The sequence below is a fragment of the Streptomyces sp. WMMC1477 genome (genome assembly GCF_027460245.1).
Lineage (GTDB): Bacteria > Actinomycetota > Actinomycetes > Streptomycetales > Streptomycetaceae > Streptomyces.
In genome coordinates this window covers 5,348,498-5,375,178 of record NZ_JAPZBD010000003.1, presented here as the reverse complement: position 1 = coordinate 5,375,178, position 26,681 = coordinate 5,348,498, and the positions used below count along the sequence as shown (strand labels likewise).

The 26,681-nt window shown below is 74.4% G+C and carries 28 protein-coding genes; 11 read left to right on the top strand and 17 right to left on the bottom strand.

Features of this window, described 5'->3' with window-relative positions:
- Positions 1-49 precede the first annotated feature (49 nt).
- The 6 genes from O7609_RS23525 to O7609_RS23500 all read right to left on the bottom strand — a co-directional run bounded on the left by O7609_RS23525 (position 50) and on the right by O7609_RS23500 (position 5,790).
- Positions 50-1,072, bottom strand: a complete 1,023-nt coding sequence (locus tag O7609_RS23525; protein ID WP_269734993.1) for an NUDIX hydrolase — start codon at positions 1,070-1,072, stop codon at positions 50-52.
- Positions 1,073-1,235: 163 nt separating this feature from the next.
- Positions 1,236-2,567: a DUF6986 family protein gene (locus O7609_RS23520; protein WP_269744208.1), complete on the bottom strand. Its 1,332-nt coding sequence runs from the start codon at positions 2,565-2,567 to the stop codon at positions 1,236-1,238.
- A 221-nt stretch (positions 2,568-2,788) separates the two neighbouring features.
- Positions 2,789-3,751, bottom strand: coding sequence for an electron transfer flavoprotein subunit alpha/FixB family protein (locus tag O7609_RS23515; RefSeq protein ID WP_269744207.1), 963 nt, complete (start codon positions 3,749-3,751; stop codon positions 2,789-2,791).
- Between the two features lie 49 nt (positions 3,752-3,800).
- Positions 3,801-4,586: an electron transfer flavoprotein subunit beta/FixA family protein gene (locus O7609_RS23510; protein WP_269734996.1), complete on the bottom strand. Its 786-nt coding sequence runs from the start codon at positions 4,584-4,586 to the stop codon at positions 3,801-3,803.
- A gap of 200 nt (positions 4,587-4,786) precedes the next feature.
- Complete coding sequence (locus tag O7609_RS23505; protein ID WP_443072204.1) at positions 4,787-5,317, bottom strand: flavin reductase family protein; 531 nt, start codon at positions 5,315-5,317, stop codon at positions 4,787-4,789.
- Between the two features lie 119 nt (positions 5,318-5,436).
- Complete coding sequence (locus O7609_RS23500) at positions 5,437-5,790, bottom strand: TlpA family protein disulfide reductase (RefSeq protein ID WP_443072203.1); 354 nt, start codon at positions 5,788-5,790, stop codon at positions 5,437-5,439.
- Positions 5,791-6,013: 223 nt separating this feature from the next.
- Between O7609_RS23500 and O7609_RS23495 the strand changes: the two genes are divergently transcribed.
- Entirely contained in the window at positions 6,014-6,724 is a 711-nt protein-coding gene (locus O7609_RS23495) for a lysophospholipid acyltransferase family protein (protein WP_269734998.1), read from the top strand.
- Here the strand turns inward: O7609_RS23495 and O7609_RS23490 are convergent.
- The 4 genes from O7609_RS23490 to O7609_RS23475 all read right to left on the bottom strand — a co-directional run bounded on the left by O7609_RS23490 (position 6,637) and on the right by O7609_RS23475 (position 10,507).
- Positions 6,637-7,071 carry a transglutaminase domain-containing protein gene (locus O7609_RS23490; RefSeq protein ID WP_269744206.1) on the bottom strand — a complete coding sequence of 145 codons (435 nt, stop codon included), beginning with the start codon at positions 7,069-7,071 and terminating at the stop codon, positions 6,637-6,639. The genes O7609_RS23495 and O7609_RS23490 overlap by 88 nt on opposite strands.
- Before the next feature lie 58 nt (positions 7,072-7,129).
- The gene (locus O7609_RS23485) at positions 7,130-8,245 is read right to left on the bottom strand and encodes a threonine aldolase family protein (RefSeq protein ID WP_269744205.1); all 1,116 of its coding nucleotides are present in this window, start codon (positions 8,243-8,245) and stop codon (positions 7,130-7,132) included.
- The gene (locus O7609_RS23480; protein ID WP_269744204.1) at positions 8,224-8,997 is read right to left on the bottom strand and encodes an SDR family NAD(P)-dependent oxidoreductase; all 774 of its coding nucleotides are present in this window, start codon (positions 8,995-8,997) and stop codon (positions 8,224-8,226) included. Before O7609_RS23480 ends, O7609_RS23485 begins: the two co-directional genes overlap by 22 nt.
- 76 nt (positions 8,998-9,073) lie before the next feature.
- Entirely contained in the window at positions 9,074-10,507 is a 1,434-nt protein-coding gene (locus O7609_RS23475; RefSeq protein ID WP_269744203.1) for a DUF6421 family protein, read from the bottom strand.
- Between the two features lie 302 nt (positions 10,508-10,809).
- Here O7609_RS23475 and O7609_RS23470 point away from each other — a divergent pair, with 302 nt between their 5' ends.
- Positions 10,810-11,493 (top strand): glycerophosphodiester phosphodiesterase, encoded by a 684-nt coding sequence (locus tag O7609_RS23470; protein ID WP_269735003.1) that lies wholly within the window; start codon positions 10,810-10,812, stop codon positions 11,491-11,493.
- Here the strand turns inward: O7609_RS23470 and O7609_RS23465 are convergent.
- A complete protein-coding gene (locus O7609_RS23465; RefSeq protein ID WP_269735004.1) occupies positions 11,477-12,031 on the bottom strand; it encodes a GNAT family N-acetyltransferase in 555 nt (184 codons plus the stop codon). The two genes, O7609_RS23470 and O7609_RS23465, sit on opposite strands and share 17 nt — an antisense overlap.
- Positions 12,032-12,115: 84 nt before the next feature.
- Here O7609_RS23465 and O7609_RS23460 point away from each other — a divergent pair, with 84 nt between their 5' ends.
- From O7609_RS23460 to O7609_RS23440, 5 genes are all read left to right on the top strand, one after another.
- Positions 12,116-12,508, top strand: coding sequence for a VOC family protein (locus tag O7609_RS23460; RefSeq protein WP_269735005.1), 393 nt, complete (start codon positions 12,116-12,118; stop codon positions 12,506-12,508).
- Positions 12,509-12,615: 107 nt separating this feature from the next.
- Entirely contained in the window at positions 12,616-13,131 is a 516-nt protein-coding gene (locus O7609_RS23455) for a DUF5134 domain-containing protein (protein ID WP_269744202.1), read from the top strand.
- 83 nt (positions 13,132-13,214) lie between these two features.
- Positions 13,215-14,168, top strand: coding sequence for a M56 family metallopeptidase (locus O7609_RS23450; protein ID WP_269735007.1), 954 nt, complete (start codon positions 13,215-13,217; stop codon positions 14,166-14,168).
- Positions 14,169-14,395: 227 nt separating this feature from the next.
- Entirely contained in the window at positions 14,396-15,112 is a 717-nt protein-coding gene (locus O7609_RS23445; protein WP_269735008.1) for a TetR/AcrR family transcriptional regulator, read from the top strand.
- A 172-nt stretch (positions 15,113-15,284) separates the two neighbouring features.
- Positions 15,285-16,652 (top strand): FAD-dependent oxidoreductase, encoded by a 1,368-nt coding sequence (locus tag O7609_RS23440; RefSeq protein ID WP_269744201.1) that lies wholly within the window; start codon positions 15,285-15,287, stop codon positions 16,650-16,652.
- Positions 16,653-16,664: 12 nt separating this feature from the next.
- On the opposite strand, the gene O7609_RS23435 is transcribed toward O7609_RS23440, so the two are convergent.
- Positions 16,665-17,027, bottom strand: a complete 363-nt coding sequence (locus O7609_RS23435) for an ArsR/SmtB family transcription factor (RefSeq protein WP_269735010.1) — start codon at positions 17,025-17,027, stop codon at positions 16,665-16,667.
- Between the two features lie 100 nt (positions 17,028-17,127).
- On the opposite strand from O7609_RS23435, the gene O7609_RS23430 reads away from it, so the two are divergent.
- Positions 17,128-18,210 carry an NADH:flavin oxidoreductase/NADH oxidase gene (locus O7609_RS23430; protein WP_269744200.1) on the top strand — a complete coding sequence of 361 codons (1,083 nt, stop codon included), beginning with the start codon at positions 17,128-17,130 and terminating at the stop codon, positions 18,208-18,210.
- Positions 18,211-18,368: 158 nt separating this feature from the next.
- On the top strand, positions 18,369-19,475 hold the full coding sequence (locus O7609_RS23425; protein ID WP_269744199.1) for a WD40/YVTN/BNR-like repeat-containing protein: 1,107 nt from the start codon (positions 18,369-18,371) through the stop codon (positions 19,473-19,475).
- A gap of 107 nt (positions 19,476-19,582) precedes the next feature.
- On the opposite strand, the gene O7609_RS23420 is transcribed toward O7609_RS23425, so the two are convergent.
- A complete protein-coding gene (locus tag O7609_RS23420) occupies positions 19,583-20,260 on the bottom strand; it encodes a uracil-DNA glycosylase (protein WP_269735013.1) in 678 nt (225 codons plus the stop codon).
- A 90-nt stretch (positions 20,261-20,350) separates the two neighbouring features.
- Between O7609_RS23420 and O7609_RS23415 the strand changes: the two genes are divergently transcribed.
- Positions 20,351-21,373: an N-acetylglucosamine kinase gene (locus O7609_RS23415; RefSeq protein ID WP_443072201.1), complete on the top strand. Its 1,023-nt coding sequence runs from the start codon at positions 20,351-20,353 to the stop codon at positions 21,371-21,373.
- 165 nt (positions 21,374-21,538) lie between these two features.
- A complete protein-coding gene (locus tag O7609_RS23410; protein WP_269744198.1) occupies positions 21,539-22,489 on the top strand; it encodes a sirohydrochlorin chelatase in 951 nt (316 codons plus the stop codon).
- Between the two features lie 101 nt (positions 22,490-22,590).
- On the opposite strand, the gene O7609_RS23405 is transcribed toward O7609_RS23410, so the two are convergent.
- The 4 genes from O7609_RS23405 to O7609_RS23395 form a co-directional block, all read right to left on the bottom strand.
- Positions 22,591-23,637, bottom strand: a complete 1,047-nt coding sequence (locus O7609_RS23405) for a lactonase family protein (protein WP_269744197.1) — start codon at positions 23,635-23,637, stop codon at positions 22,591-22,593.
- A gap of 119 nt (positions 23,638-23,756) precedes the next feature.
- Complete coding sequence (locus tag O7609_RS23400) at positions 23,757-25,280, bottom strand: FUSC family protein (protein WP_269744397.1); 1,524 nt, start codon at positions 25,278-25,280, stop codon at positions 23,757-23,759.
- A 234-nt stretch (positions 25,281-25,514) separates the two neighbouring features.
- Positions 25,515-26,144, bottom strand: a complete 630-nt coding sequence (locus tag O7609_RS24635; protein WP_332328065.1) for an SMI1/KNR4 family protein — start codon at positions 26,142-26,144, stop codon at positions 25,515-25,517.
- Between the two features lie 48 nt (positions 26,145-26,192).
- Positions 26,193-26,615: a secondary thiamine-phosphate synthase enzyme YjbQ gene (locus O7609_RS23395; RefSeq protein WP_269735016.1), complete on the bottom strand. Its 423-nt coding sequence runs from the start codon at positions 26,613-26,615 to the stop codon at positions 26,193-26,195.
- Between the last annotated feature and the right edge of the window lie 66 nt (positions 26,616-26,681).

Genomic DNA, 26,681 nt, shown 5'->3' with positions numbered 1-26,681 from the left:
GGCGCCGTCCGCCGACTTCGGGCACGGCGCCGGGCACGGCTTCGGGTGCTCAGCCGACCGGGACGCCCGCTTCGAGGTTCAGCGGGCGTCCGCACGCCCGGGCGCGCAGCGCCCAGCGCAGCCGCTCCAGCCGCACCGGCGGGAGCAGCCGCGCGGCCTCGTCCTCGGAGACGAAGCGCCAGCCGCGCAGTTCGGCTCCGGGCAGCAGGAGTCCGCGGGCGGCGGCCTGTTCCAGGCGGCCGCCGTCGAAGAGCAGCCGCAGCCCGCCGTAGGCCGGCGGCGCGGGCGGTTCCCAGTCCACGACGAGCAGCCTGGGCGCCTCCGTCAGGCGCAGACCCAGCTCCTCGGCGACCTCCCGCACGCCGGCCCGGGCCGGGGCCTCGCCCGGCTCGACGACGCCGCCGGGGAACTCCCAGCCGGGCTTGTAGGTGGGGTCGACGAGGAGCACCCGGTCCCGCTCGTCGAAGAGGAGGACACCGGCGGCCACGGTCTCGCCCGTGGGCTCCGGGGTCTGGACGATCTCGCACGCGCCGGCGCCGTCCTGGACCGCTTTGGCCACCTGCTCGGCCGTCTGGCGCGGCGTCAGGGCGCTGGCGTCCACGGTGTGGGCGTCGGCGGCCAGCCAGGTGAGGGCCCGCCGGTAGGCGGTGAGTTCCCGCTCCCGCCGGACCTGGTGACCACGATCCGCGCCGGGTGCCGTGCCGACGGCGAGACGGCTGCGGAGGATCGTTTCATCGACGTCGAGGAGGAAGTGGCGCACCGGGATACGGCGGGAGGCGAGCCCCCCGAAGATCTCGTCACGGTGCTCCTGGTGCAGCAGCGCCATCGGGGTGATCAGCGGGCCGGGCACCTCCCCGAGCAGCGCGGCGGCCGTCTCCACCACCAGACGCCGCCAGCCGGCCAGCTCGTGGCACGCCGTCCCCCCGGCCGCCCGTTCCCCCGGCAGCAGCGCACGCAGCTGGGAGCCCACGAGCTCCGGGTCGAACAGGCTGCTGCCCGGCAGCAGCCTCAGCAGCTCCCGGGCAGCGGTGGTCTTGCCGGCGCCGACCGCGCCGTTCAACCAGACGATCACGCGTCCCCCTCCTCATAGCCCCCTGCTTCCGTGCCCGGTTCGGCCCACCCGGGAAACGCGTCGCGTGCCGCGGCCCGTCGGCGGGTATGGTCACCCGCCGCTCGCGGCTTGTACAGCCCGGCCGCACCACACGGCCGGGCCGAAGGAGGCGCGGGGAGGGCGGTCAGTTCACCGAGACGGTCAGCGCGCTGCGCCGCGGCGAGGCGAAGCCCTCCAGGTCGGAGCGGGTCAGGCCGGTCGCGGCCGCGACCTCGTCGTCACCCAGCGCGCCGCAGTCCAGACCGCGCAGGAGGTAGCCGGCCAGGGCCTTGGCGGTGGCCGGCTCGTCCATGACCGCGCCTCCGGCGTTGCCGGCGTAGGCGGCGATGCGGGCGGCGGCCCGCTCGTAACCCTCGCGGTAGAACGCGTAGACGGCCGCGTAGCGCGTCGGCAGGTGACCGGGGTGCATGTCCCAGCCCTGGTAGTAGGCGCGGGCCAGGGAGCGGCGGACGAGGTCGTGGTGAAGCCGCCACGCGGCGTGCACCTGCTCGGCAGGGCCGACGGGCAGGACGTTGGTGGAGCCGTCGGACAGCCGCACGCCGGTGCCGGCCGCGGCCACCTGCATGACGGCCTTGGCGTGGTCGGCCACGGGGTGGTCCAGAGACTGGTGGGCGGCGCTCACGCCGCAGCAGGCGCTGTAGTCGAAGGTGCCGTAGTGCAGGCCGGTGGCCCGGCCCTCGGCGGCGTCGATCATGCGGGCGACGGTGGCCCGCCCGTCGGCGCCCAGGATGGACTGGCTGGTCTCGATCTGGATCTCGAACCCGATCCGCCCGGGGGTGAGGTCCCGCGCCTTCTCGAACTCCTCGCACAACCGCACCATGGCGGTGACCTGCTCGGCGTACGTCACCTTCGGCAGGGTGAGGACCAGCCCCTCGGGCAGGGCACCGGCCTCCAGGAGCCCGGTGAGGAAGATGTCCAGGGTGCGGATGCCGCGGTCGCGCACCGCGGCCTCCATGCACTTGAGCCGGATGCCGAGGAAGGGCGGCACCCGGGAGGGCTCGCCGTCGGCGAAGGCCTCGGTGACCAGCCGGGCGGCGCGGGCGGCCGCGGCGTCCTCCTCGGCGTCGGGCCGATTGCCGTAGCCGTCCTCGAAGTCGATGCGCAGGTCCTCGACCGGCTCCCGGCGCAGCTTGGCGCGCACCCGGTCGTGGACGCCCTCGGCGAGGGCGTCGTCCAGTCCGAGGACGGCGCCCAGCGCCCCGGCGTCCGGCGCGTGCTCGTCCAGGAGTGCCAGGGCCTGGTCGCCCCAGGAGCGGGCGGTGTCGGCGGCGAAGACGTCACCGGGGACGTAGACGGTGTGGACGGGCTGACGGGTGCCGGGGTCGCCGGGGTAGCGCCGGTCCAGCTCGGCGTCGACGGCGGCCAGCGCGGCCCCGATCCGCTCCGCCACGCCGCCCGTGAACGTCGTGGTGACCGCCGCCTGGGTGCCGTTCGCCTCCGGTCGGCCCTGCGTCATCTGCACTCCCTCTGCTTCCCGGCCGCCCCGCGGCGGCCGCACACACCGGCAATCAACAAAACGTTGAAGTTGTTGGGACGCTATGCCTCCGCCTCCCCGTGCGTCAACACCCCGCCCGGCAGGCGGGCGGGGCGCCGCCGCACGGGCGGCGGGTGCGCGAAAACGGCCGGGGCCCGCGCGGTGTGCACCACGCGGGCCCCGGCCGTCGGCCTCGGGAGGGGTCAGCCCTTGCGAGACTTGACCTCCTCGGTGAGCTGCGGGACGACCTCGAAGAGGTCGCCGACGACGCCGTAGTCGACCAGGTCGAAGATCGGCGCCTCGGCGTCCTTGTTGACGGCGACGATCGTCTTCGACGTCTGCATGCCGGCCCGGTGCTGGATCGCGCCGGAGATGCCGGCCGCGATGTAGAGCTGCGGCGAGACGGTCTTGCCGGTCTGGCCGACCTGGCTGGTGTGCGGGTACCAGCCGGCGTCGACGGCGGCGCGCGAGGCGCCGACGGCGGCACCGAGGGAGTCGGCCAGCGACTCCACGACGTTGAAGTTCTCCGCGCCGCCGACACCACGGCCGCCGGAGACGACGATCGCGGCCTCGGTCAGCTCGGGACGGCCGGAGGACTCGCGCTGCGTGCGCGAGACGACCTTGGTGCCGGTGGCCAGCGCACCGAAGGAGACGGAGAGCTGCTCGACGGCACCGGCCGCGGCGGCGGCCTCGGGGGCGGCCGAGTTGGGCTTGACGGTGATGACCGGGGTGCCCTTGGAGACGCGGGACTTGGTGGTGAAGGCCGCGGCGAACACGGACTGCGTGGCCACCGGGCCCTCGTCACCGGCCTCCAGGTCCACCGCGTCGGTGATGATTCCGGAGCCCAGGCGCAGCGCGAGGCGGGCACCGATCTCCTTGCCCTCGGCGGAGGACGGCAGCAGCACGGTGGCGGGCGAGACGGCCTCGCACGCGGCCTGCAGCGCGTCCACCTTGGGCACGACGAGGTAGTCGGCGAACTCGGGGGCGTCGGCGGCCAGGACCTTCACCGCGCCGTACTCGGCGAGGGTCGGGGCGGCGGCGTCGGCACCGGCGCCGAGGTGGACCGCGACCGGCTCGCCGATGCGGCGGGCCAGGGTCAGCAGCTCCAGGGTGGGCTTGCGGACGGCACCGTCCACGTGGTCGACGTAGACAAGGACTTCAGCCATGGGATTGCTCCTGCGAGGAATGTGCGGGCTTGGGGGCGGGCTGCGCGGCTCAGATGAACTTCTGGCCCGCGAGGAACTCGGCGAGCTGCTTGCCGCCCTCGCCCTCGTCCTTCACGACGGTGCCGGCGGTGCGGGCCGGGCGCGCGGCGGCCTCGTCGACCTTCGTCCAGGCGCCCTCCAGGCCGACCTCCTCGGCCTCGACGTCGAGGTCGTCCAGGTCCAGGGACTCCACCGGCTTCTTCTTGGCGGCCATGATGCCCTTGAAGGAGGGGTACCGGGCCTCGCCGGACTGGTCGGTGACCGACGCGACGGCCGGGAGGGCGGCCTCAAGCTGCTCGGTGGCGGCGTCGCCGTCGCGGCGCCCGCTCACCTTGCCGTCGGCCACGGAGATCTCGGACAGCAGCGTGACCTGCGGCACACCCAGGCGCTCGGCCAGCAGCGCGGGCAGCACGCCCATCGTGCCGTCGGTGGAGGCCATACCGCAGATCACCAGGTCGTACCCGGTGTGCTCGATGGCCTTGGCCAGGACCAGGGAGGTGCCCATGGCGTCGGTGCCGTGCAGGTCGTCGTCCTCCACGTGGACGGCCTTGTCGGCGCCCATGGACAGCGCCTTGCGCAGCGCGTCGTTCGCGTCCTCCGGGCCCACGGTGACGACGGTGACCTCGGCGTCGTCGGCATCCTCGGCGATCTGCAGCGCCTGCTCGACGGCGTACTCGTCGAGCTCCGAGAGCAGACCGTCCACCGCGTCACGGTCGGTGGTCAGGTCCTCGGCGAAGTGCCGGTCGCCGGTGGCGTCGGGCACGTACTTCACACAGACAACGATCCTCAAGCTCACGCCGGCTCTCCTACTGCATCGTCTTTACGGGCTGCCTCGTGCAGGCAGCATAGGCGCCTGCTGGGGCGGGTTCCGGCCGGGTGGGCCGGACCCTCCGACCAGTTTATTACTCGTCAGTACATCCATCACATTCCCGCTAATCAAGGCCGACCAACTGTGACCTTGCCAACGCGGGAAGCGACACCACCCTGTGGGACGACTCAATCACGCAACGCCGTGAAGCGCCCCTGGTGATAGAGCAGAGGGCGTCCCGACCCCCCGGCACTTCCGGCGACCACCTCGGCGATGACGACGCGGTGGTCCCCCGCGGGCACGCGCGCGGTGACCCGGCACACCAGCCAGGCCGGCACCTCCTGGAGAACCGGTACGCCGAACGGGCCGGAGAACCAGCGCAGCGGCGGGGCGAAACGGTCCGCCCCGCTGCGGGCGAACGTCGCCGCGATCTCCTGCTGGTGCTCACCCAGCAGATGGACACCCACATGGGCGGCCCCCGCGACAGCGGGCCAGCTCGACGAGCCCGTGCCGATCCCGAAAGACAGCAGCGGCGGCTCGGCGGCCACCGAGGCCAGGGACGTGGCGGTGAAGCCCACCGGCCGGGACGAACCGCCCCGGCCCGCGTCCTCCGCCGCAGTGATCACGGCCACCCCCGCGGGATGGCGCCGGAACGCCGCCCGCAGCAGCTCGGGACCGCCTTCGCGCACCACGGCGCCGACCGCGCCGGACACCGTCACCGGCGGCCTCCATGCCGTCCCTCACCCATGGTCATCACCTCACGTCACCCTGACGACGCATGCCTCCCCCCGTCAAGCGGTCACGGGCCGCACCGGGTGCGAGATCCGTCACGCGGCGCTCACAACACCTCGCCCAGCGCGGCGATCACGTCCGAGGTGCGGGGCATACCGGCGGCTCGGCGCACGATCCGGCCCCGCGCGTCGAGCACGAGGACCGTCGGCGTGGCGGACACCCCCAGACGGCGGACGAGCTCCAGGTTGTCCTCAGCGTCCACCTCCACGTGCCGGACGCCCTCCACCATCGCGCTCACACGGCGCAGCACCCCGCGCGTCCCCCGGCACGGCTGGCAGAAGGCCGTGGAGAACTGGACCAGGGTGGCCCGCCGCCCCAGCCGTGCCACACCGATGTCGCCGGGGCCCAGCAGCGCCCCGTCCTCGTCGCGCACTCCGCCGCTCCTCCCGGCCGCCCGCATCCCGTGCTCCGTTTCCCTGCTCCCGTTCCGCGCGGCCGTTCCGGCCCCACAGCCACGCCCCCGGCAGAACGTCCGCGTGACGGGTGCGGGTTCCCGGGCGGCGCCACGGGGAACGTGACCGGGATCTCCCCGCCCCGGGCTGGCCGGTGAAGTTACGCACGCGTAAGTTCCGTTTCTGGCCGGGTACACCTCCCTGGCACTCTCCACCCCACGAAGGACCCACATGGCTGAGCTGGTCTACCCGCCCGTCGTCCGCGCGGCACTCACCTGGTTCAAGGCGCTCGACCTGCGATTCGACATCGAGGGCACCGAGCATGTGCCGCACGACGGGGGCGCGGTCCTGGTCAGCAACCACATCAGCTACCTCGACTTCATCTTCGCCGGCAAGGCCGCGCTGCCGGCGAAGCGCCTGGTGCGCTTCATGGCCAAGGAGTCGGTCTTCCGGCACAAGGTGTCCGGGCCGCTGATGCGCGCCATGAAGCACATCCCCGTCGACCGCTCGGCCGGGCTGGACGCCTACCGCCACGCCGTGAGCGCCCTGCGCTCCGGTGAGGTCGTCGGCGTGTTCCCCGAGGCGACGATCTCCGAGTCGTTCACCCTCAAGGAGTTCAAGAGCGGCGCGGCGCGGATGGCCCAGGAGGCCGACGTGCCGCTGCTGCCGGTCGCCCTGTGGGGCACGCAGCGGCTGTGGACGAAGGGGCGCTCGCGGGACTTCGGCCGCAACCACTTCCCCATCACCATCCGCGTCGGCGCCCCGCTGCGCCCGCGGGCCGGGGAGTCGGTCGCCGCCGTCACCGAGCGGCTGCGGGAGCGGGTGCAGGAGCTGCTGGAGGCCGCACAGCGCGCCTATCCGGCACGGCCCAAGGACTCGGAGGACGCCTGGTGGCTCCCCGCCCACCTGGGCGGTTCCGCACCCGCTCCCCAGCACCCGTAAGCCGCCGGCGCCGCCGGGAGCCCCTGGGAGCGCAGGAGGGCGGCCAGGGCGTGCGCCTTGGCGTAGCAGATGCCGGTCGACCGGGCGAGCACGTCCGAGGCCCGCCAGGTGACGTGCTGCTCACCGCTGTCCATCGAGTGGCACACCCGGTCGCGGACGTGGTGGAAGGCGGCGGAGGCGAAGGCGACGGCGTCATGGGGGCGCCCCCTGCCCGCGCGAAGCGGAGCACTCGGGGAAGCGTCCCTCCACAGCCGGGCGGCGAGGTCCCGGACGACGGGGTGGTGGTGGTCGACGGCCGGACAGGTGGCCAGGTAGGCGGCCGGTGCGGCCACGGGCACGAGGTCCATGGCCCGACCGTAGCCGGAGCCATGGACCGTGCGCATAGATTTTCTTAACCACGCATATTCATGCGGATGCGGTCATCTCCGCTCGGAGAGCCGCCACAAAGCCGTCGACGTCCTCCTCGGTCGTGTCGAAGGAGCACATCCAGCGCACGACGCCCACCGCCTCGTCCCAGAAGTAGAAGCGGTAGTGCTTCATCAGCCGCTCGCTGACCTCGTGCGGCAGCCGGGCGAAGACGGCGTTCGCCTGCACCGCGTAGAGGATCTCCACGCCCTCGACCGTGCGGACCCCCTCGGCCAGTCGCCGCGCCATGGCGTTGGCGTGCCGCGCGTTGCGCAGCCACAGGTCGCCGGTGAGCAGGGCCTCCAGCTGCACGGACACGAAGCGCATCTTCGACGCGAGCTGCATGGACAGCTTGCGCAGGTGCTTCATCGCCCGCACCGCGTCGGGGTTGAGGACGACGACGGCCTCGCCGAACAGCGCGCCGTTCTTCGTCCCGCCCAGGGAGAGCAGGTCCACGCCCGCCGCGTTGGTGAACGTCCGCATGGGGACGTCGAGCGCGGCCGCGGCGTTCGCGATGCGCGAGCCGTCCAGGTGGACGGTCATGCCCCGCTCGTGCGCGTGCCGGCAGATCGCCTTGATCTCCGCGGGCGTGTAGAGGGTGCCCAGCTCCGTGCTCTGCGTGATCGAGACGACCTGCGGCATGGCCCGGTGCTCGTCGTCCCAGCCGTAGGCCTCCCGGTCGATCAGCTCGGGGGTGAGCTTGCCGTCCTCGGTGGGGACCGTCAGCAGCTTGAGGCCGCCGACCCGCTCGGGGGCTCCGCACTCGTCGACGTGGATGTGCGCGGTGTCCGCGGCGATGACGGCGCCCCACCGGTCGGTGACCGCCTGCAGCGCGACGACGTTGGCCCCCGTCCCGTTGAAGACGGGGAACGCCTCGGCCCGGGGGCCGAAGTGCCGGCGTATGACGTGCTGCAGGTGCTCGGTGTACACGTCTCCGCCGTAGGCGGTCTGGTGGCCGCCGTTCGCCAGCGCGATCGCGGCCAGCACCTCGGGGTGCGCGCCCGCGTAGTTGTCGCTGGCGAAACCGCGCGTCAGGGGGTCGTGGTGCCGCCGGGCTTCGGTCCGGGTGTCGATCCGGCCGGAGCCGGCGTCCGTCAGGGCTTCGGGGTGAGCCACAGGCGCTGTCCGTTCACTTCCTCGGTGGGCGTCGTCCAGGTGTCCACGATGGCCTCCGCCAGCTCGGTGACGTCGGTGAAGGTGGCGAACTTGGCGTTCGGCCGCTCCTTGCGCATGGCCTCGTGCACCAGGGCCTTGACCACCAGAATCCCAGCCGCCGCCTGCGGACCGCTCTCGCCCCCGGCTTTGCGGAAGGCGTCGCCCAGGGCGAGCGTCCACGCCTCGGCAGCCGCCTTGGCCGCCGCGTAGGCGGCGTTGCCCGCCGTCGGCCTGCTGGCCCCGGCGGCGCTCACGAGGAGGTACCGGCCCCGGCCGCTGCGGTTCAGGGCGGCCTCGAACGCCAGCGAGGTGTGCTGGACCGTCCGGACCAGCAGCCGCTCCAGCACGTCCCAGTCGGCCAGGTCGGTGTCGGCGAAGCTCGCGGAGCCGCGCCAGCCGCCCACGAGGTGGATCAGTCCGTCGATCCGGCCGAACTCCTTCTCCGTGCGCCGGGCCCACTCCCTGGTCTCCTCCAGGTTCAGCAGGTCGACCGTGTCACCGGTGACCGTCGCCCCGCCGTGCGCGGAGCGGGCGGCGTCCACCCCCTGGGCGAGCCGCTCGGGGTCGGCGTCCGCGCCCACCACGACGGCTCCCGCCTCGGCGAGCCGCCGCAGCACGGCGTGCCCCGCCGGGCCGCCAGCCCCGGCCACCGCCACGACCGCGCCCTCCAGTGATCCCGCACCACTTCCGTTGCCGGCGGTACCGCTCGTCATACTGTTCGCCTCCACTGTGCCTGCCTGTCGGCCTGAGCCGTCTTCCACTGCCCTCGCACCGCCCGGTGGGGCGTCCTCACGCCGCCACGGGAACGGTGGCGGCGTTCCCGCGAATGCCCTCGGTGGAGGCGATCACACCACGCAGCTTCTTGGCCAGCGCCTCGTAGAACATGCTCAGCGGGAACTCGTCCGGGTGCACCTCGTCGACCAGCTTGCGCGGCGGCAGGGTGAGGTCCAGGGCGTCGGGGCCCTTGGCCCAGGTCGAGCCCGGGTGCGGGGCGAGGTAGGTGGAGACCAGCTCGTAGGCCTTGAACCAGTGCACGAGCTTGGGACGGTCGATGCCGCGCCGGTAGAGCGTCTCGATCTCCTCGCGGAGCCGCACGGTGACCTCGCGGGCCCGGTCCCAGTCGATGCTGAGCTTGTTGTCGCGCCAGCGCAGCGCTTCGCTCTGGTGCAGGTAGGCGAAGAGGAGCTGACCGCCCAGACCGTCGTAGTTGCGGTTGCGCCCACCGGTGACGGGGAAGCGGAAGAGGCGCTCCAGAATGACCGCGTACTGCACGTCCCGGCCCTGCGGGAAGCCGTCGGCCTCCAGCTTCACGGCCTCGTGGAAGGCGGTCAGGTCGCAGCGGAGCTCCTCCAGGCCGTACATCCAGAACGGCTGGCGCTGCTTGATCATGAACGGGTCGAACGGCAGGTCGCCGTGGCTGTGGGTGCGGTCGTGCACCATGTCCCACAGCACGAAGGTCTGCTGGGTGCGCTCCTGGTCGCCGAGCAGCTCCAGGGCCTCCTCGGGAAGCTCCAGGCTGGTCACGTCGCAGGCGGCCCGCACGACGCGGCGGAACCGGGCGGCCTCGCGGTCACAGAAGATGCCGCCCCAGCTGAAGCGCTCGGGCGCCTCGCGCACGGCGATCGTCTCCGGGAAGAGGACGGCGGAGTGCGTGTCGTAGCCGCTGGTGAAGTCCTCGAAGGTGATGCCGAGGAAGAGCGGGTTGTCGTAGCGCGTGCGCTCCAGTTCGGCCAGCCAGTCGGGCCAGACCATGCGCAGGACGACGGCCTCGAGGTTGCGGTCGGGATTGCCGTTCTGCGTGTACATGGGGAAGACGACCAGGTGCTGGCGGCCGTCGACACGCTGTCCGGCCGGCTGGAAGGCGAGCAGCGAGTCGAGGAAGTCCGGCACCTCGAAGCCGCCGTCGGCCCAGCGACGCAGGTCGGCGACGAGCGCCTGGTGGTAGGCCTCGTTGTGCGGCAGCAGGGGGGCCAGCCGCTCGACGGCGGCGATGACGCGCCCGACCTCGGCGGAGGCTGCCTCCCGGGTGGGCGCCTCGTCGGCGGCGAAGTCGATGGAACCGTCCTTGGACTGCCAGGGGCGGATGCGCTCCACCGCCTCCTTCAGCGCCGCCCACTCGGGCCGCTCGACGATCCGCTCGGTCTCGCTCACCGATGCGGATATCCCGGCACTCACAGGACGAACACCATCCTCGACACCGACCCGCGAAAGAATCTCCGCCATAACCGTCCCTCCACGGAAGAAAATCTTGTCAGTCTCACCGTAGGCATAGTCACGCGACCATCTCAAGTGGAGACGCAGGAAATCTTCCCGCACAACCGGGGGAAACACAGGTTTCTTCCGTCACACCCCTGCGAACCCCAGGAATTTCACGCACGTATGCCGAGATCGCAGGAGTAGATGCCGTTATGCCGTGTTCACCAGAACAGCCCGTTTCATGCCGTTCGCCCTCTCAGGGGTTCCGCGCCGGGCTGCGGCTAGGCTGACCGGCGGCCGGACCGGGCACGCGAACAGGAGAAGCGCACGTGGCACTGCTGACCGTCGGACACCGCGGGGTGATGGGCGTCGAGCCGGAGAACACGCTGCGGTCCTTCCGCCGCGCGGAGGCGGAGGGGTTCGACATGATCGAACTCGACCTCCACCTCAGCAAGGACGGTGAGCTGGTCGTCATGCACGACGCCCAGGTGGACCGCACCACGGACGGCTCGGGGCTGGTCGGCGACATGACCCTGGCGGAGCTGCGCGGGCTGGACGCCGGGCTGGGCGAACGGGTGCCGGTCTTCGAGGAGGTCGTGGACGCGGTGGACGTCCCCATGCAGGCCGAGATCAAGGACGCGGCCGCCGCCCGGGTCCTCGCCGACCTCATCGAGCGCCGCCGGCTGCACGAGCGGATCTGGGTCATCTCCTTCCACGACGAGGCCCTGCGGGAGACCCGCGAACGCCTCCCGGACATCCCCGTCGCCCTCGTCACCGGCGCGTCCACGCCGACGGCGCCCGAGCGGGCCGTCGGCCTCGGCGCGGCGATGGTCTCCTGCGAGCTCCCGCGCCTGACCGCCGAGACGGTGGAGCGGTGCCACGCCGCGGGCCTGAAGGTGATCAGCTGGACCGTCAACACCGCGGAAGAGCTCGCCCGCGGCCGCGAGCTGGGCCTGGACGGTGTGGTCACCGATCTGCCGGACATCCGGCAGGCGGTCAGCGCAAAGGCTTGACCAGCAGTTCGAAGCGCAGGTCGGGACGGCGCGGCAGGCCGAAGCGCTCGTCGCCGTACGGGAACGGGCTCATCCGGCCCGTCCTGGTGTAACCGCGGCGCACATACCAGGCGATGAGATCCTCGCGCTGCGTGATGACGGTCATCTCCATGGCGCGGGCGCCCCACAGCTCCGCCGCCGTGCGCTCCGCCTCGGCCAGCACCCGGCGTCCCAGCCCGCCGCCCTGCAGGCCGGGCCGGACCGCGAACATCCCGAAGTAGACCGCCACCCCCTCGGCCCCCGGGCGGCGCTCCAGCTGGCAGCAGGCGACGAGCTCTCCGCCCGCCTCGGCCACCAGCACCCGGCTCTCCGGGTCCTTGAGCCCCGCACGCACCCCGTCCGGGTCGGTGCGCTGACCGTCCAGGAGGTCGGCCTCGGTCGTCCAGCCCACCCGGCTGGCCTCGCCACGGTAGGCGGACTCGACGAGGGCGACCAGCGGCTCGACGTCGTCCTCGGTGGCCTCCCGGAACGCGAGCGGGGCGGAGTGTGCGGCATCCATGACCGGAGAGCCTAACCGGCGCGCCGGGAGGCCGCGGGCCCGCGGCTGACCCGCTACCGGGGCCCGCGGCCCTAGAGTCGCCGCATGGTGCATGTGTTGAGCAGCAGGGTGCTGCTGCGGCCGACCGACCCGGAAGAGGCCCGCGACTACTACGGACGCCGGCTCGGACTCACCGTCCAACGGGAGTTCGGGACCGGCCCGGAGCGCGGCACGGTGTACTTCCTCGGGGGCGGCTTCCTGGAGGTCTCCGGTCGTGCCGGGCAGCCGTCCGCGCCGGGCCTGCGGCTGTGGCTCCAGGTGGCCGACGCCGCCGGGGCGCACGAGGAACTGGCCGGGCGCGGCGTGGAGATCCTGCGCCCTCCGGTGCGCGAACCCTGGGGCCTGGTGGAGATGTGGGTCGCGGCCCCGGACGAGGTGCGGCTGTGCGTCGTCCAGATCCCCGACGACCACCCCCTGCGCTACCGGCCGGGCATCTGACGCCCGCCCTGCCGTTCCCGCCCAGCGCCCCCTTGTGCTCCGGTGCGCTCCCCGCGTGCCGGTCTCGTGCCGGGCAACCTTCCCGGGACGGGGAGGGAGCGGTGGGCATGCACGTCCCGGCACAGGTCGGCTGGCTGCTGGCCGGCGTCTGCGCGCTCGCCGGTGCGCTCTGCCTCGTCCGCGCCCGGCAGGCGGCGCGGGGCGGCGCCCGGGAAGCCGGCCGGCGTCCCACGGAGGCCGCCGCCGCCGAGGCGGTGATGGGGTTCGCCATGGCCCTGATGGCGATACCGGGCGGCGTGCTGCCCGACGCCGCCCACGTCGCCGTCTTCGGCGCCCTGGCCCTGTGGGCGCTCGCCCTGGGGCTGCGCGGCGTCCCGCACCAGTTCCACCACCTGGTCGAGGCCGTCGCGATGGCCTGGCTCATGCTGCCGCTCGGCGCGGGACACGGCGGCGGTCCGCCCGCGGTCACCGGTGCGCTACTGGTCTACTTCTGCGCCCGTGCCGTGCTCGGCGGCGTGCGGCTGCTGCCCGCCGCCGGCCCTCCGGGCTCGGGCACGGCCGAGGTGGCGGAGGCCTGCCGGCTGATGCTCACGGTGGCCATGTGCGCCATGGTGCTGGGGTGAGCGGCCACCAGAGCCCGTGAGGTGTACGTCACTTCGGGGACACCGCCGTACCGGGCGGTAGCGCGCGGTCTTACCCTGTGCCCATGACGGTCGCGCTCGCGCTCATCCTGCTGGGTGGTCTGACCGCAGCCCTGGCTCCGCGGCTCCTCGCCCGCAGCTCCTGGGCCGACCGTGAACCGGTGCTCGCGCTGTGGGTGTGGCAGTGCGTCGTGGCGGCCGTCCTCCTGTGCTGCGTCCTGGCCATGGCGCTGTGCGGCGCCGAGGCCTGGCAGGCGGTCAGGGGGCATGTGTTCGCCCCCGCCCCGCAGCAGGTGATCGAGGCGTACGCGCTCTCCGGCGAGGGCGACCCCTGGGCGGCGACGCTGGCCATCGCCCTCTTCGCGTGCGGCGCCTGGACGGCGGCGATGCTCACGCGCGAGGTGCTCGGCGCCCGGGCGGCCCGCCGCGCCCGGCGCGCGGAGCTGCGCACCCGCTCGCCGCGGCTGCCGGGCGAAGAGGAGACCGGCGGCGGACAGCTGACGGTGCTGGAGGCCGAGCGGCCCGACGCCTGGTGGCTGCCCGGCACGGACCCCCGGCTGGTGGTCACGACGGGGGCCCTGCGGCGTCTCGAGGGGCGGCAGCTGGCCGCCGTCCTGGCTCACGAGGAGGGTCATGTGCGGGCCCGGCACGACTGGTTGCTGTACTGCTCCTCCGCGCTCGCCTCCGCCTTTCCCCGGGTCCCGGTCTACCAGGCGTTCCGGCAGCAGATGCACCGGCTGGTGGAGCTGGCGGCCGACGACGTGGCGTCCCGCCGCTGCGGGCGGCTGACCACCGCGCTGGCACTGGTGGGCCTCAACGAGGACCGGGGTGTGTTCACCGCCGGCGGTCACGGCGGACCCGGGCACCACGGCCACCTGCCGCACCGGGTGAACCGGCTGCTCGGCCCTGCCGAACGGCTCTCGGTCGCCCGGCGGATCCGGGTGAGCGCGCTGGCCTCGATGATCCCCGTCGTCCCGTTGCTGGTGACGTTCGTGCCCGGGCTGCGGGCGCTGGGCTGAGGCCGGGCTGAGCGGCCGCGCCGCAGCGGACGGCGGTGGTGGGGCGGCGACGGAAAGCCGGCCGGAAGCCCCGGCGGCACACGGCGAGCACACGAAAGGCGGGGGCCGGTCTCGGGCGATCCCCCGCGTCGCCCGAGACCAACCCCCGGGGAGCAGACCCGACCAGGCATGCTCCCGCACCTGGCTGAGTATATTGGCTGGGAGCCAGTCAACGCAGGAGTTACAGGATGTCCCCTCGGAGCGCTTCGGTCAACGAAGAATTGCGCCGACGCTCGCGCGAGCGGCTGCTCCAGGCGACGGTGGAGCTGGTCGGCGAGCGGGGTTACGAGGCCACCACGCTCGGCGACATCGCGGGCCGCGCCGGAGCCGCGCGCGGGCTGATCTCGTACTACTTCCCCGGCAAGCGCCAGCTGCTCCAGTCCGCCGTGCACCGTCTGATGCACCGAACGCTCAGCGCGGCCCTGGACGCGCAGCCGCGGCCGAGCGGGCCCGACGCGGGCCGCGAGATGCTCGCACGGGCGATCGACGCCGTCCTCGGGCTCACCCGCACGCATCCCACCCTGATGCGCACGCACATGGCGGGCATACTCCAGCAGGAGGGCTTCGTGCAGTGCGAGGAGCAGCAGCGCCTGGCGGCCGAGCTGCGCCGCGCGATGGAGGGCTACGGCTCGACGGACCTGGACACCGACTACCCGCTGCTGCGCGCCCTGTTGATGGGCGCCGTCGTCGCCGCACTGCTGCCCGGCATCCCGATGCCCCTGCCCCGGCTGCGTGCCGAGCTGTTCAGCCGGTACGGGCTGGACTGGCGGCTCGGATACCCGCCGGGCGACGAACCGCCGGGCGGGTCCCGCCCGCTGCGGCTGGTGCGCGGCGACTGCCGCTGCGAGGAACCGGGTGCCCGCGATGGCACCGGCGGCCCGCCGCAGAACGCACCCCGGCGGTAGTCGGCGGCTCTCCCCGGCGCCCGCGCCCGCGGCCACCACGAAGCGCGCCCGGATTCCGGTGGAGCGGGCCGCGACGGAGTCTCGAAGCCCGTTTCCCGCGCCGCGAGCGGTCTCCCGACCGGCCGTTCGCGGTGCCATGCTGGACGTATCCAGGCGAAGGGAGACCGCGGCCGTGAGTACTCTCCAGCGCGTTGCCGTCGTCGGCTCGGGGCCCAGCGGGGTCTACACCGTGCAGGCGCTGCTGGACCAGGACCCCACGTCCACGCTCGCGGTGGACGTCCTGGACCGGTTGCCGTGCCCCTACGGCCTCGTCCGCTACGGCGTGGCGCCCGACCACGAGAAGATCAAGTCGCTCCAGAACAACCTGCGGCGCGTGCTGGAGGATTCGCGGGTGCGGTTCATCGGGAACGTGCCCGTCGGCGAGGGCGGCGTGGCGCCCGAGGAGCTGCGCCGGCTCTACCACGCCGTGGTGTACTGCGTCGGCGCGGCCACCGACCGGCGGCTCGGCATCCCCGGCGAGGACCTGGACGGCAGCTGCTCGGCGACGGACTTCGTCTCCTGGTACAGCGGGCACCCCGACGCCCGGGACGGCTTCCCCCTCACCGCCCGCTCGGTCGTGGTGATCGGCGTCGGCAACGTGGCCGTGGACGTGGCCAGGATGCTGGTGCGCGGCGCGGCCGAGCTGCACACCACGGACATGCCGCAGGCGCCTCTGGACGCGCTCGCCGCCGGACCGGCCCGGACGGTGCACATGGTGGGGAGGCGCGGCCCCTCGCAGGCCAAGTTCACCACCAAGGAGCTGAGGGAGCTGGGCACGCTGCCCGGCGTGCGGACCACGACTCACGCGTCGGAACTGGCCCGCGACCCCGCCGTCGGCGATCCCGGGGACCTGCCGGCCGCCGCGCGGCGGAACCTGGCGGTACTGGAGAGCTGGAGCCGGCCGGACGACCCGGCGGCGCTCCCCACCGGCCCGCGGATCGACCTGCGCTTCTTCCTGCGGCCGGTGGAGGTGCTCGGCACCGCGGGCGGCTCGGTGCGCGCCGTGCGCTTCGAACGCACCGCCCCGGATGGGCACGGCGGGGTGACCGGCACCGGCGAGTTCGAGGACATCGAGGCCCAGTGGGTGCTCCGCTCGGTGGGATACCGGGGCGTGCCCCTCGCGGGGCTGCCCTTCGACGCGGCGAGCGGCACCGTCCCCAACGCGGGCGGGCGCGTACTCCGGGACGGTGCTCCCTCCCCGGGCGAGTACGTGGCCGGGTGGATCAAGCGCGGTCCCACCGGCGTGATCGGCACCAACCGGCCGTGCGCCAAGGAGACGGTGACGGCGCTGATGGCCGACGCCGAGGCCCTCGCCGCCCGCCCCGTCGCCGGGGAGGACCCGCTCGTGCGGCTGAGCGCGGAAGGGCGTCATCCGGTGCCGTGGTCGGGCTGGCTGGACATCGAGGCCGCCGAGGCGCGGCTCGGGAGCTCCCTGGCCCGTACCACCGCGAAGATCCCCGACTGGGACGGGCTGCTGAAGGCAGCCCGGCAGAGCACCTGAGGGCGCGTCCGCTCAGGCCTCCCGCGGCGGGTTGGCCCCGGCGGCCGCCAGCACGCTGTCGAGGAGGCCCGGGAAGAGCGTGTCCAGGTCGTCGCGGCGCAGCCGGTTGAGCTTGGCGGTGCCCCGATAGGTCTGTCGGATCACCCCGCTCTCCCGCAGGACGCGGAAGTGGTGCGTGCTGGTGGACTTCGACACCGGCAGCTCCAGCGCGGAGCAGCTCTGCTCCGCGGGTCCGTCCGCCAGCTGGCGGACGACGGCCAGCCGCATCGGGTCGGCGAAGGCGTGCAGCACGTGCTCCAGCCGGATCTCCGTGCGGTCCGGGTGGTCCAGCTCGCGGCCGGGGGGCGGTGAGGGTGGGGAGGAAGTCGGTGTCACGTCTCCATAGTACGAAAGCCATCGTAGTTTGACACCTGGCGTACTACGATGCTTATCGTACGAGCATCCACCCAGCGCGACACCGTCCTGAGGAGTCTTCGTGAGCGCCCTGTTCGAGCCCTGCACCCTGCGGTCCCTCACCATCCCGAACCGGGTCTGGATGGCTCCGATGTGCCAGTACTCGGCCCCGGCCCAGGGCCCGCTGACGTCCGTGGCGGGCGACTGGCACTTCGCCCACTACGCCGCCCGCGCCACGGGCGGGACGGGTCTCATCCTCCTCGAGGCCACGGGCGTCAGCCCCGAGGGCCGCATCAGCCCCGCCGACCTCGGCCTGTGGAACGACGAGCAGACGGCGGGACTGCGGCGCATCGCCGACTTCCTCACCGAGCAGGGGACCGTGCCGGGCATCCAGCTCGCCCACGCCGGCCGCAAGGCCTCCACCGACCGCCCGTGGCGCGGCGGTGCACCGCTCGGGCCGGACGCGGAGGGGTGGCTCCCCTCGGCCCCGAGCCCCGTGCCCTTCGACGAGGACCACCCGGTGCCGCACGAGCTGACCGTCGAGCAGATCCAGGAGATCGCCGGGCAGTTCGCCGACTCCGCACGCCGGGCCCTGACCGCCGGGTTCCGGGTCGTCGAGATCCACGGCGCCCACGGGTACCTCATCGGCGAGTTCCTCTCCCCGCACAGCAACCACCGCACCGACGCCTACGGCGGCAGCTTCGACAACCGCGTCCGCTTCGCGCTGGAGGTGGTGGACGCGGTCCGCACGGTGTGGCCCGAGGACCTACCCCTGTTCTTCCGCGTCTCCGCGACGGACTGGCTGGAGCCCGACGGCTGGACCGTGGCGGACACCGTGCGCCTCGCGGCCCTGCTGCGGCAGCACGGCGTGGACCTGCTCGACGTCTCCAGCGGCGGCAACGCACCGAACGTGTCCATCCCCACCGGCCCCGGGTACCAGGTCCCCTTCGCCACGCGGGTGCGGTCCGAGACCGGGCTGCCGGTTGCGGCCGTCGGGCTGATCACCGAGCCGGGCCAGGCGGAGAAGATCGTCGCGGGCGGCGAGGCCGACGCGGTCCTGCTGGGCCGTCAGCTGCTGCGCGAGCCCTCGTGGCCCCGCCGCGCGGCCCGCGAGCTCGGCGCCGGCCACGTCACCGGACCCGTCCAGTACGGGCGCGCCGCCTGACCTGCCCGGACACCCGCCCGGGGCGCCGTTGTCAGTGGCCGGGTGCACACCGACGACACGTTTCGCGCTGCGCGACCGAGGTGCGCTCCGCGCGTTAGCACGGTGCGCCTTCGGCTGCCGAAGGTGAACGGACGACGGCGTCCCGGAGGTGTCCTCGCATGACTGACGTACTACTGGCCGTCGGCACGCGCAAAGGCCTGTTCCTCTTCCGACGGCGGGCCGGCGCCGGGCCGGTCCCAGCGGGCGGCGGCTGGCAGCGGATCGGCACGCACTTCACCGACCAGGCGGTCTCGGCCCTGACGCTCGACACGCGCTCCGGCCGTCCCCGGATGCTGGTCGGCGGGGACAGCGCGCACTGGGGGCCGTCCGTGTTCTCCTCCACCGACCTGGGCGCCTCGTGGCACGAGCCCGGCCGCCCCGCGGTCAGGTTCCCGGCCGGCACCGGGGCCTCCCTGGAACGCCTCTGGCAGCTCGCCCCGGGCAGCGCCGTGGAACCCGACGTCTTCTACGCCGGCACCGAGCCCGCCGCGCTGTTCCGCTCGCTGGACGGCGGCGAGTCCTTCGAGCTCGTCCGCCCGCTGTGGGAGCACCCCCACCGGGAGCAGTGGACTCCCGGCGGTGGCGGGCTCGGTCTGCACACCGTCCTCCTCGACCCGCGCGACGCGCGCCGGGTGACGGTCGCCGTCTCCACCGGGGGCGTGTACCGCTCCGAGGACGACGGCGCGAGCTGGGCGGCGTCGAACGCGGGCGTGTCCGCCGTCTTCCTGCCCGACCAGGAGCCGGAGTTCGGGCAGTGCGTCCACAAGGTCGCCCGGGACGCGGTGGACCCGGACCGCCTCTACCTGCAGAACCACTGGGGCGTCTTCCGCAGCGACGACGGCGGCCGTCGCTGGTCGGCGATCGAGGCGGGCCTGCCGTCCACGTTCGGCTTTCCGGTGCTCGCACACCCCCACCGCCCCGACACCGCCTACCTCTTCCCGCTCAACGCCGACTCCGACCGCGTACCGGCCGGCCGCCGCTGCCGCGTGTACCGGACGGAGGACGCCGGCCGCTCCTGGACGGGGCTGACGGCCGGGCTGCCCACCGCCGAGCATCACGGCGCGGTGCTCCGGGACGCCTTGTGTACCGACGGCAACGACCCCGCGGGCGTCTACTTCGGCAACCGGAACGGCGAGCTGTACGCCAGCGCGGACGACGGCGAGTCATGGCACCAGGTCGCCGCCCACCTCCCGGACGTCCTGTGCGTGCGGGCCGCGCTCGCCTGAGCCGTCTCCCGCCCGGCGGCCGTGCTTCGGCGCGCCCAGGGCCGGGGCCTGCACGCCGCGTCGTGTACAGCCCGGTCTCGTGGGGCGCCGTCTCGTGGGGCGCCGTCTCAGGGCAGCCGCCAGTCGACCGGCTGGGCGCCCTGCCGTGCGAGCAGCTCGTTGGCCCGGCTGAACGGGCGGGAGCCGAAGAAGCCCCGGTCCGCCGACATCGGGGAAGGGTGGGCGGACTCGATGACCGGAACGTCCCCCAGCAGCGGGCGCAGGCTGCGCGCGTCCCGGCCCCAGAGGATCGCCACCAGCGGCTTCCCGCGTGCGGCCAGGGCCCGGATGGCCTGGTCCGTGACCTCTTCCCAGCCCTTCCCGCGGTGCGCGCCGGGCTTGCGCGGCGCCGTGGTCAGCGCCCGGTTGAGCAGCAGCACGCCCTGCTCCGTCCACGGCGTCAGGTCCCCGCTGGACGGCCTGGGCACAGCCAGGTCGGTGTGCAGCTCCCGGAAGATGTTCTCCAGACTCCCGGGCAGGGAACGGACCTCCGGCGAGACGGCGAAGCTCAGACCGATCGCCATCCCCGGCGTCGGATAGGGGTCCTGACCGACGATCAGAACGCGGACCTCGTCGAACGGCTGCTGGAACGCGCGTAGGACGTTCTTCCCCGCGGGAAGATACGTACGGCCCGCCGCGACCTCGGCGCGGAGGAAGTCCCCCATGGCGGCGATGCGCCCGCCCACGGGTTCCAGGGCCTTCGCCCAGCCTGCTTCGACAACTTCATGCAAGGGTCGTGGTGCCACGACGCGTCACTCTACTGGTCCACCCCCGCGTCCCCGGAACTCCGGCCGAGGCGGCGCGCGGGGGCCGCGCCCGGCGCTACCCTCCTGCTCGTGGAGAGCTTCGAGCCCGGCAGACGGACCGTCACGCGAGCGAGACCGGTCGCGGGCGGGCTGGCCCTCGGCGTCGACTCCGGCGGCTCCGGTCTGCGGGTCGCGCTGACGGAGGTCGGCGCGGACCGCCCCGTACCGCTCGGCCGCGTGGTCACCGCTCCGCCTGTCCCCACCGGCCCGGAGGGGCTGGATGCCGAGGTGCTGCTGCGCCAGGTGCTGACCGCGGCCCGGGCCCTGCGAAGCGACGCGGGGCGGGCCGGCGACCGGATCGAGGCCGTGTGCGTCGGGGCGGCCGGCCTGGCGTCGCTGGGGACGGACCTGCGGGGCCTCCTGCCGGAGGCCCTCTCGGAAGCGCTCGGCACCCGCCACCTCGCCCTGGCCGCCGACGCCGTGACGGCCTACGCCGGAGCGCTGGGCCAGCGGGTGGGGGCGGTGGCCGCGATGGGCACCGGCATGGTCGCCGTCGGCACGGACCTGCGCGGCTGGCGACGCGCCGACGGCTGGGGGCACCTGCTGGGCGACTGCGGCGGCGGCGCCTGGATCGGCCGGGCGGGGCTGGAGGCCGCGCTGCGGGCCCACGACGGCCGGGACAGCGGCTCGGCCGCGCTGCTCGCCCGGGCACGCGCCGTCTTCGGAGCCGTCGACGAGCTGCCGCGGAAGCTCTACCCGCGCACCGACCGGCCCGCCGTGCTGGCCTCCTTCGCCCCCGAGGTGGCGTCCTGCTCCGCCGACGATCCGGTCGCGGCCGACATCCTGCGGGCTGCCGCCGGGCACGTCGCCGACGCGCTGGCCACCACGTGCCCGGAGCGCGAGGGCGCGGTCGTGGCGCTCACCGGCGGGCTGCTGCGGCTGGGCGAGCCCCTGCTCGGGCCTCTGCGGGCCCAGCTCGCCGCCCGGCTGCCGGACGTCCCCGTCCTCGCCCCGGCGGGCGACCCGCTCTCCGGCGCGCTGCTCATCGCCGTCCGGCAGGCCGGAACGGGGATGCGGCTGCCGACCGACGACGCGCTGCTGCGGACCCTCTGACGGCCACCGGGAGGAGGGCCGGCGCGGAGGGAGCCGGACGGCTGTGGTGGTTCCACGAAACACCCGGCGTGCGCGCACCGCGGCGCGCGGGATGAATCGCCCACCGGCGGATAATTCACCCCCGGCGGAACTGTCGTGACCGCCAAGGCATTAGCATGCGGCGCCATGAGCTCCTCCACTGGGCCCGAAGGCGGCCTGCCCGTACGAATGCCGCGTCCCCGCAAGCCCGGCAGGCATCGCCGGCCGGAGCCCGTCGTCGCCCCCGAGGGTGCCCCCGCGCTGGTGCTGGCGGTCCCCGGGGTCCCGTCCGACGCGGCACGTGGACTGGCCGAGGAGATCATCAGCATCGCGCGCTCCGAGCTCCCCGGCCTGGACGCCCGCATCGCCTTCGTCGACGGGACGGAGGACGCGTTCCCCGGCGTCGAGGCCGTGCTGGCCCAGGTCGCCGCCGAGCGAGCGGCCCGCTCCGCCCGCCGCGCCCAGGACCCGTCCGCGGCGGAGGAGGCCGTCGAGGAGCCGGGGCCGGAGGGTCCCGCGCCGTCGGCCGTCGTCGTGCCGCTGCTGGCCGGCCCGGACGCCTCGGTGCTGGGCCGCATACGCGAGGCGGTGCAGAACGGCGAGGCGGGCGCGGAGCTGACCGATGTGCTCGGCCCGCACCCGCTGCTCGCCGAGGCCGTCCACGTCCGCCTGTCCGAGGCGGGCCTGGCCCGCGCCGACCGGGCGCGCCTGTTCACCGTGGCCACCGCCGCCGACGGCATCGTGCTGGCCACCTCGGGCGGGGCGGAGGCGGTGCAGGTCGCCGGCATCACCGGCATGCTTCTGGCCGCCCGGCTGGCCGTGCCGGTCCTCGCGGCGCCGCTGGACGAGCCGGGCGCCATCGCCCGGGCCGCCGGGGAACTGAAGTCCGCGGGCTCCCAGCAGCTCGCCCTCGCCCCGTGCCTCATCGGCCCGGAGGCACCGGAGGGCCTGGTGGAGGCCGCGGCGCAGGAGGCGGGCTGCCACGCGGCGGAGCCGCTGGGCGCCTACCCGGCCGTCGGCAAGCTGGTGGCCTCGGCGTACGGCGCCAAGGCGGGCATCAGCCCGGCGAACGCGCCGCAGGGCACGATGGCCCGCTGAGGGCCCGGACGTCCGGTCGCCACGTGCGGCCGGGATGACGTGCGGTGGGGGCGGGAGCTCGGGGCCCGCCCCCACCGCACTGGTGCGCCGGAACGCTGGGATCAGTCGAAGACGACGCAGCTCGGCGCGGCGACCGAGAGGCTTCCGCCCTGGTGCGGCACGCCCGTGGCGGGGTCGAGGTCGAAGCGGGCCACGTCGCCCGAGCGCTGGTTGGCCACGTGGAGGTGGCGCCCGGCCGTGTCCACCGCGAGGTCCCGGGGCCAGTGGCCGCCGCAGGACACGGTGGTGAGCAGTTCCGGCTTCCCGCCGTCACCGGCCAGGGACAGCACGGCGATCGTGTCGTCTCCCCGGTTGGCCACCCAGGCGTGCCGTCCGTCGGCCGAGACGGCGAGGGCCGAGGGGAAGTTGTCCCCGCGGGCACCGGGCGGGCGCGTGGGCGTCCGGCCGACCGGTTCCAGGGCTCCGGTGTCGTCGTCCCAGTGGCAGGCGGTGACGCTCGACTCCAGCTCGTTGACGACGTAGGCCCAGTCCCCGCCGGGGTGGAAGGCCAGGTGCCGCGGCCCCGTGCCGGCCGGCATGGGCACCTCGTGCCGGGGCACGGCGCCGGAGTGGTCGAGCCGGCACACCCGGACCGACTCCGTGCCCAGGTCCACGGTGAGCAGCCAGCGCCATCCGGCGTCGGCGACCACGCAGTGCGCGTGCGGACCGGCCTGCCGCTCGGGATCGGGGCCGCTCCCCCGGTGCCCGCGTACGCCGCGTCCGCCCGCGTCGGGAACCGCGTCCGGGCCGAGTGGCAGGACGCTCACGCTGCCGGAGCCGTAGTTCGCCGTGAAGACGTACCCGGCGGCGACGGCGAGGTGGGTGGGCGCGTCCCCGCCGACGGGGACGGGTTCGGCGAGGAGGCGGGGTGTTCCCCCCTCGGCCACGGAGAAAGCGGCCACGGCGCCGTCCGGCGTCTCGCTGACGGCGTAGAGGATGCCGGAGCCCGGCGCGAGGGCGAGGAACGAGGGGTCGGGGACGGCGCCGGTCCGCCCGAGGACGGTGAGCGCACCACTGACCGGGTCCACGGCGGCAGCCGTGAGCCCGGCACCGCCCTCGGAGGTGAACGAACCGATGTACGCCCGCCGTCCGCCTCCAGAGTCGGCCACCCCACCACACCTTTCACCCGCGTCTTCGGCCGGGAAGCCCCGGTTGGAGGATTCCCGGGCAGGCACGGTAGCAGTTGGTCTGGACCACAGTGCACCACCGACGCCGGCCCCACCCGCGGTCACGTCAGCTGGAGTGGGCTCCGGGGCTCGCTGTGCAGCGGGACCACCAGACCCGCGAGGGCCGACTCCAGCCCGTACAGATGGGCCAGCGCCCCGTCGGCGGCCGGTCGCTGCGCCGCGGCGGGCACGCGGACGGGCACGGTCTGCGGTGTCCGCCCGCGCCGCCGGACGTCCGGGTCCTGTTGCCGGAGCAGCCGCTCGACGGCCTCCTCGACCCGGCGGCAGGCCGCCGTGAGCCGCTCGTCCTGTGAGGCGCCCGGGTCCGCGGCGACGCCCGCCAAGGCGTGCGCCCGCGCGGCGCAGGTGTCCAGCAGCTCCAGGACCCGCCGAGCGCGGACCTTGCGCGCCCGGTGCGGATGGAGCGGGTGGAGGAGCGGGGCGAGGGCCAGCCGGGCGCGGCCGAGCAGCAGCTCCAGCTCCGCCACGCGGGCCGCGGGATCGGCGCTCGCGTCACCGGCGATGCGACGTGCGGACTCCTCGGTGCAACGGTGCAGGCACACCAGGGCGCGCTGGATCCAGGCGTTCGTCGCCGCGTGCGTGGTCACCGGCAGCACGAGCGCGACGGCGACGACCGCGCCCAGCGCCCCGACGAGCGTCTCGCCCACCCGCAGCGCCAGCAGGCCCGGGTCCAGCACGCCCAGGAGTCCGTACAGCAGGCCGACCATCACGGTCACGAAGAACATCATCCACGAGTACGAGACCGGGGCGGTGTAGAAGATCCCGAAGACGCAGACGGCGACGAGCAGGGCCGTCGGCACGAGCGCCCCGTCGGCGGGCAGCGCGATGGGCAGCCCGGCCAGGATGCCGAGCACCGTGCCCAGCACCCGGCGGAAGCCGCGGACGAGCGTCTCACCGCGCGAGGCGGTGTTGACGAAGATCCACCAGGCCGCGCCCACCGCCCAGTACCAGCGCGCGTCCGACAGGGCCTGTCCGGCGAGGAGCGCGATCCCGCAGGCGACAGTCGCCTGGACCGCCTGGCGCGTGGTGGGGCGGCGCAGCCCCCGCTCCCCGCCCTGCGGCGGCACGGGCGGCGGTGGGTCGCGCCGCTCGATCGGCCACGCGGCGAAGCGGACGGCCGCCGCAGCGGCGAGGGCCAGGAGCAGGGCGGCGGTCAGGGCGGGCAGGTCCCGCGGCAGCGGCTCCAGGAACTGCGCCACGAAGAACGTCATGAAGGCGAAGATGCCGAGCGCGTTGCCGCGCGGCCCGTAGCGCCGGGCGTACACACCGGCGAAGACGATGGCGAGGAACGCGGCGTCCCGCGCGAAGGGGGCGTCGTGCAGCACGGCCGCCGTACCGAGGACGGGGAGCCCGACCAGCGGGAGCAGTGCCGTGGTGCGCGCCTGCGCGGCCACGCTGGGGTCGGTGACGGTGAAGAGGGCGAGCAGAGCGGCCAGGCCCGCGGTGATGGCCGCCGACGTGCCGAGACCCGCGGCGGCGGCCACGGTCACGGCGAGCCCCACGCCGAGCACGGCGCGGCTCGCGGTCCTGAGCCTCAGTCGCCCCGGGTCCGGAGCGGTGAACATCGTCTTCACGGCGGTCGGCCGCCCCCTTGTCCTGCTTCACGCCGTCCGTGGCCGGTCCGGGGGTGGTGGACGGCCGGGGCACGACGAGGGCGCCGCGGTCCGGTACCGGCCTCGTTGCCGTCCGGTGCTACGCGGCGCCCATGTGCATGTATGCGACACCCGAAGTCGATGGAAGCACGCCGCGCCACGCCCGGCCAAATCCCGGTGGGGTGACAAGCCCCACGCGCTCGCGGCTCACGCGGCGTTCACGCTCACAGCGTGCCGACGACGCGGAGTGCGCCGTCGGCGGCCACGCCAAGCCGGGCCGCCAGGTCGAGAGCGTCGGCGAAGGTGGCGTCGTCGCCAGCCAGCCGGGCGGAAACCGTCGCCGTCGGCGATCAGGTACAGCGCCCGCAGGTCCGCGGGCAGGGAGCGGCCGAGGCTTCGCTCGGCCTCGTCGAGTGCGGCCTCGGTGACCGGCGGGGGAAGCTCCTCCGGGTGGCCCAGGATGGCGGCCCGCCGCTCGCGGTAGGCGCGGAACCGCGTCGCGGCCAGCTCCGGGTCCAGCCAGGATCGACGGCCAGCTTCTCCGCGAGCTCCCGCAGCGGGTCGTGCAGCCCGCCGGAGGCCGCGAACCCCGAGAACGCGCCGGCACCGGTATAGCCACCGGTCATCCCCGTCCCGCCACCGCCCACCTGCCCCGCGATACGGGCCCCGGTCCAGCCCGACGGCGCGTGCCGGGCGACATGTTCGGCCATGCGACGGGCGGCGTCTTCGACCATGCCCTGCCGTCTCTCTTCTCCGACGAGGCTGCGGGCCGCTCTCGCAGGAGCCACAGACACCCCGGCCGCCAGCGGGCCCGGCGTCCCGGACGGGGACCGGCACGGCCGGCGAGGGAGCCGGGGCGGGACGGCGGGAGCCGGTACGCCGCGGTCAGCCCAGGAAGCTCAGGCGCACCTGGCGGTGGGGGTTGTCGCGGTTGGTGTCCACGAGGCAGACGGACTGCCAGGTGCCGAGCGCGAGGCGGCCGGCGAGGACGGGGAGGGTGGCGTGCGGGGGCACGAGGGCGGGCAGGACGTGGTCGCGGCCGTGGCCGGGGCTGCCGTGGCGGTGCCGCCAGCGATCGTCGGCGGGCAGCAGGTCGTGCAGGGCGGCCAGCAGGTCGTCGTCGCTGCCCGCGCCCGTCTCGAGCACCGCCACCCCGGCCGTGGCGTGCGGCACGAAGACGTTGAGCAGGCCGTCACGGCCCGAGGCGACCTCGTCGAGGTGGCGCTCGCACTCCGCGGTGAGGTCGTGGACGGTCTCCGTCGAGCCGGTGGCGATGTCGAGCACGCGGGTCCGGAAGAGTTCGCTCATCCCCCCATCCTCTCCTCCGCCCCCGGCCTGCGGGGAAGTTCCCCGGCCCGGGGATGGTTGGCACGG

What these genes read in the sequence shown, in the direction of transcription:
- O7609_RS23450 (WP_269735007.1), top strand. Translation starts at nt 13,215, where the DNA reads ATGACGGTCGCGCTCGCGCTCATCCTGCTGGGTGGTCTGACCGCAGCC.
- O7609_RS23480 (WP_269744204.1), bottom strand. Translation starts at nt 8,997, where the DNA reads ATGACGAGCGGTACCGCCGGCAACGGAAGTGGTGCGGGATCACTGGAG.
- O7609_RS23515 (WP_269744207.1), bottom strand. Translation starts at nt 3,751, where the DNA reads ATGGCTGAAGTCCTTGTCTACGTCGACCACGTGGACGGTGCCGTCCGC.
- O7609_RS23425 (WP_269744199.1), top strand. Translation starts at nt 18,369, where the DNA reads ATGACTGACGTACTACTGGCCGTCGGCACGCGCAAAGGCCTGTTCCTC.
- O7609_RS23460 (WP_269735005.1), top strand. Translation starts at nt 12,116, where the DNA reads ATGGTGCATGTGTTGAGCAGCAGGGTGCTGCTGCGGCCGACCGACCCG.
- O7609_RS23475 (WP_269744203.1), bottom strand. Translation starts at nt 10,507, where the DNA reads ATGGCGGAGATTCTTTCGCGGGTCGGTGTCGAGGATGGTGTTCGTCCT.
- O7609_RS23445 (WP_269735008.1), top strand. Translation starts at nt 14,396, where the DNA reads ATGTCCCCTCGGAGCGCTTCGGTCAACGAAGAATTGCGCCGACGCTCG.
- O7609_RS23465 (WP_269735004.1), bottom strand. Translation starts at nt 12,031, where the DNA reads ATGGATGCCGCACACTCCGCCCCGCTCGCGTTCCGGGAGGCCACCGAG.
- O7609_RS23490 (WP_269744206.1), bottom strand. Translation starts at nt 7,071, where the DNA reads ATGGACCTCGTGCCCGTGGCCGCACCGGCCGCCTACCTGGCCACCTGT.
- O7609_RS23410 (WP_269744198.1), top strand. Translation starts at nt 21,539, where the DNA reads ATGAGCTCCTCCACTGGGCCCGAAGGCGGCCTGCCCGTACGAATGCCG.
- O7609_RS23455 (WP_269744202.1), top strand. Translation starts at nt 12,616, where the DNA reads ATGCACGTCCCGGCACAGGTCGGCTGGCTGCTGGCCGGCGTCTGCGCG.
- O7609_RS23400 (WP_269744397.1), bottom strand. Translation starts at nt 25,280, where the DNA reads ATGTTCACCGCTCCGGACCCGGGGCGACTGAGGCTCAGGACCGCGAGC.
- O7609_RS23500 (WP_443072203.1), bottom strand. Translation starts at nt 5,790, where the DNA reads ATGCGGGCGGCCGGGAGGAGCGGCGGAGTGCGCGACGAGGACGGGGCG.
- O7609_RS23395 (WP_269735016.1), bottom strand. Translation starts at nt 26,615, where the DNA reads ATGAGCGAACTCTTCCGGACCCGCGTGCTCGACATCGCCACCGGCTCG.
- O7609_RS23520 (WP_269744208.1), bottom strand. Translation starts at nt 2,567, where the DNA reads ATGACGCAGGGCCGACCGGAGGCGAACGGCACCCAGGCGGCGGTCACC.
- O7609_RS23495 (WP_269734998.1), top strand. Translation starts at nt 6,014, where the DNA reads ATGGCTGAGCTGGTCTACCCGCCCGTCGTCCGCGCGGCACTCACCTGG.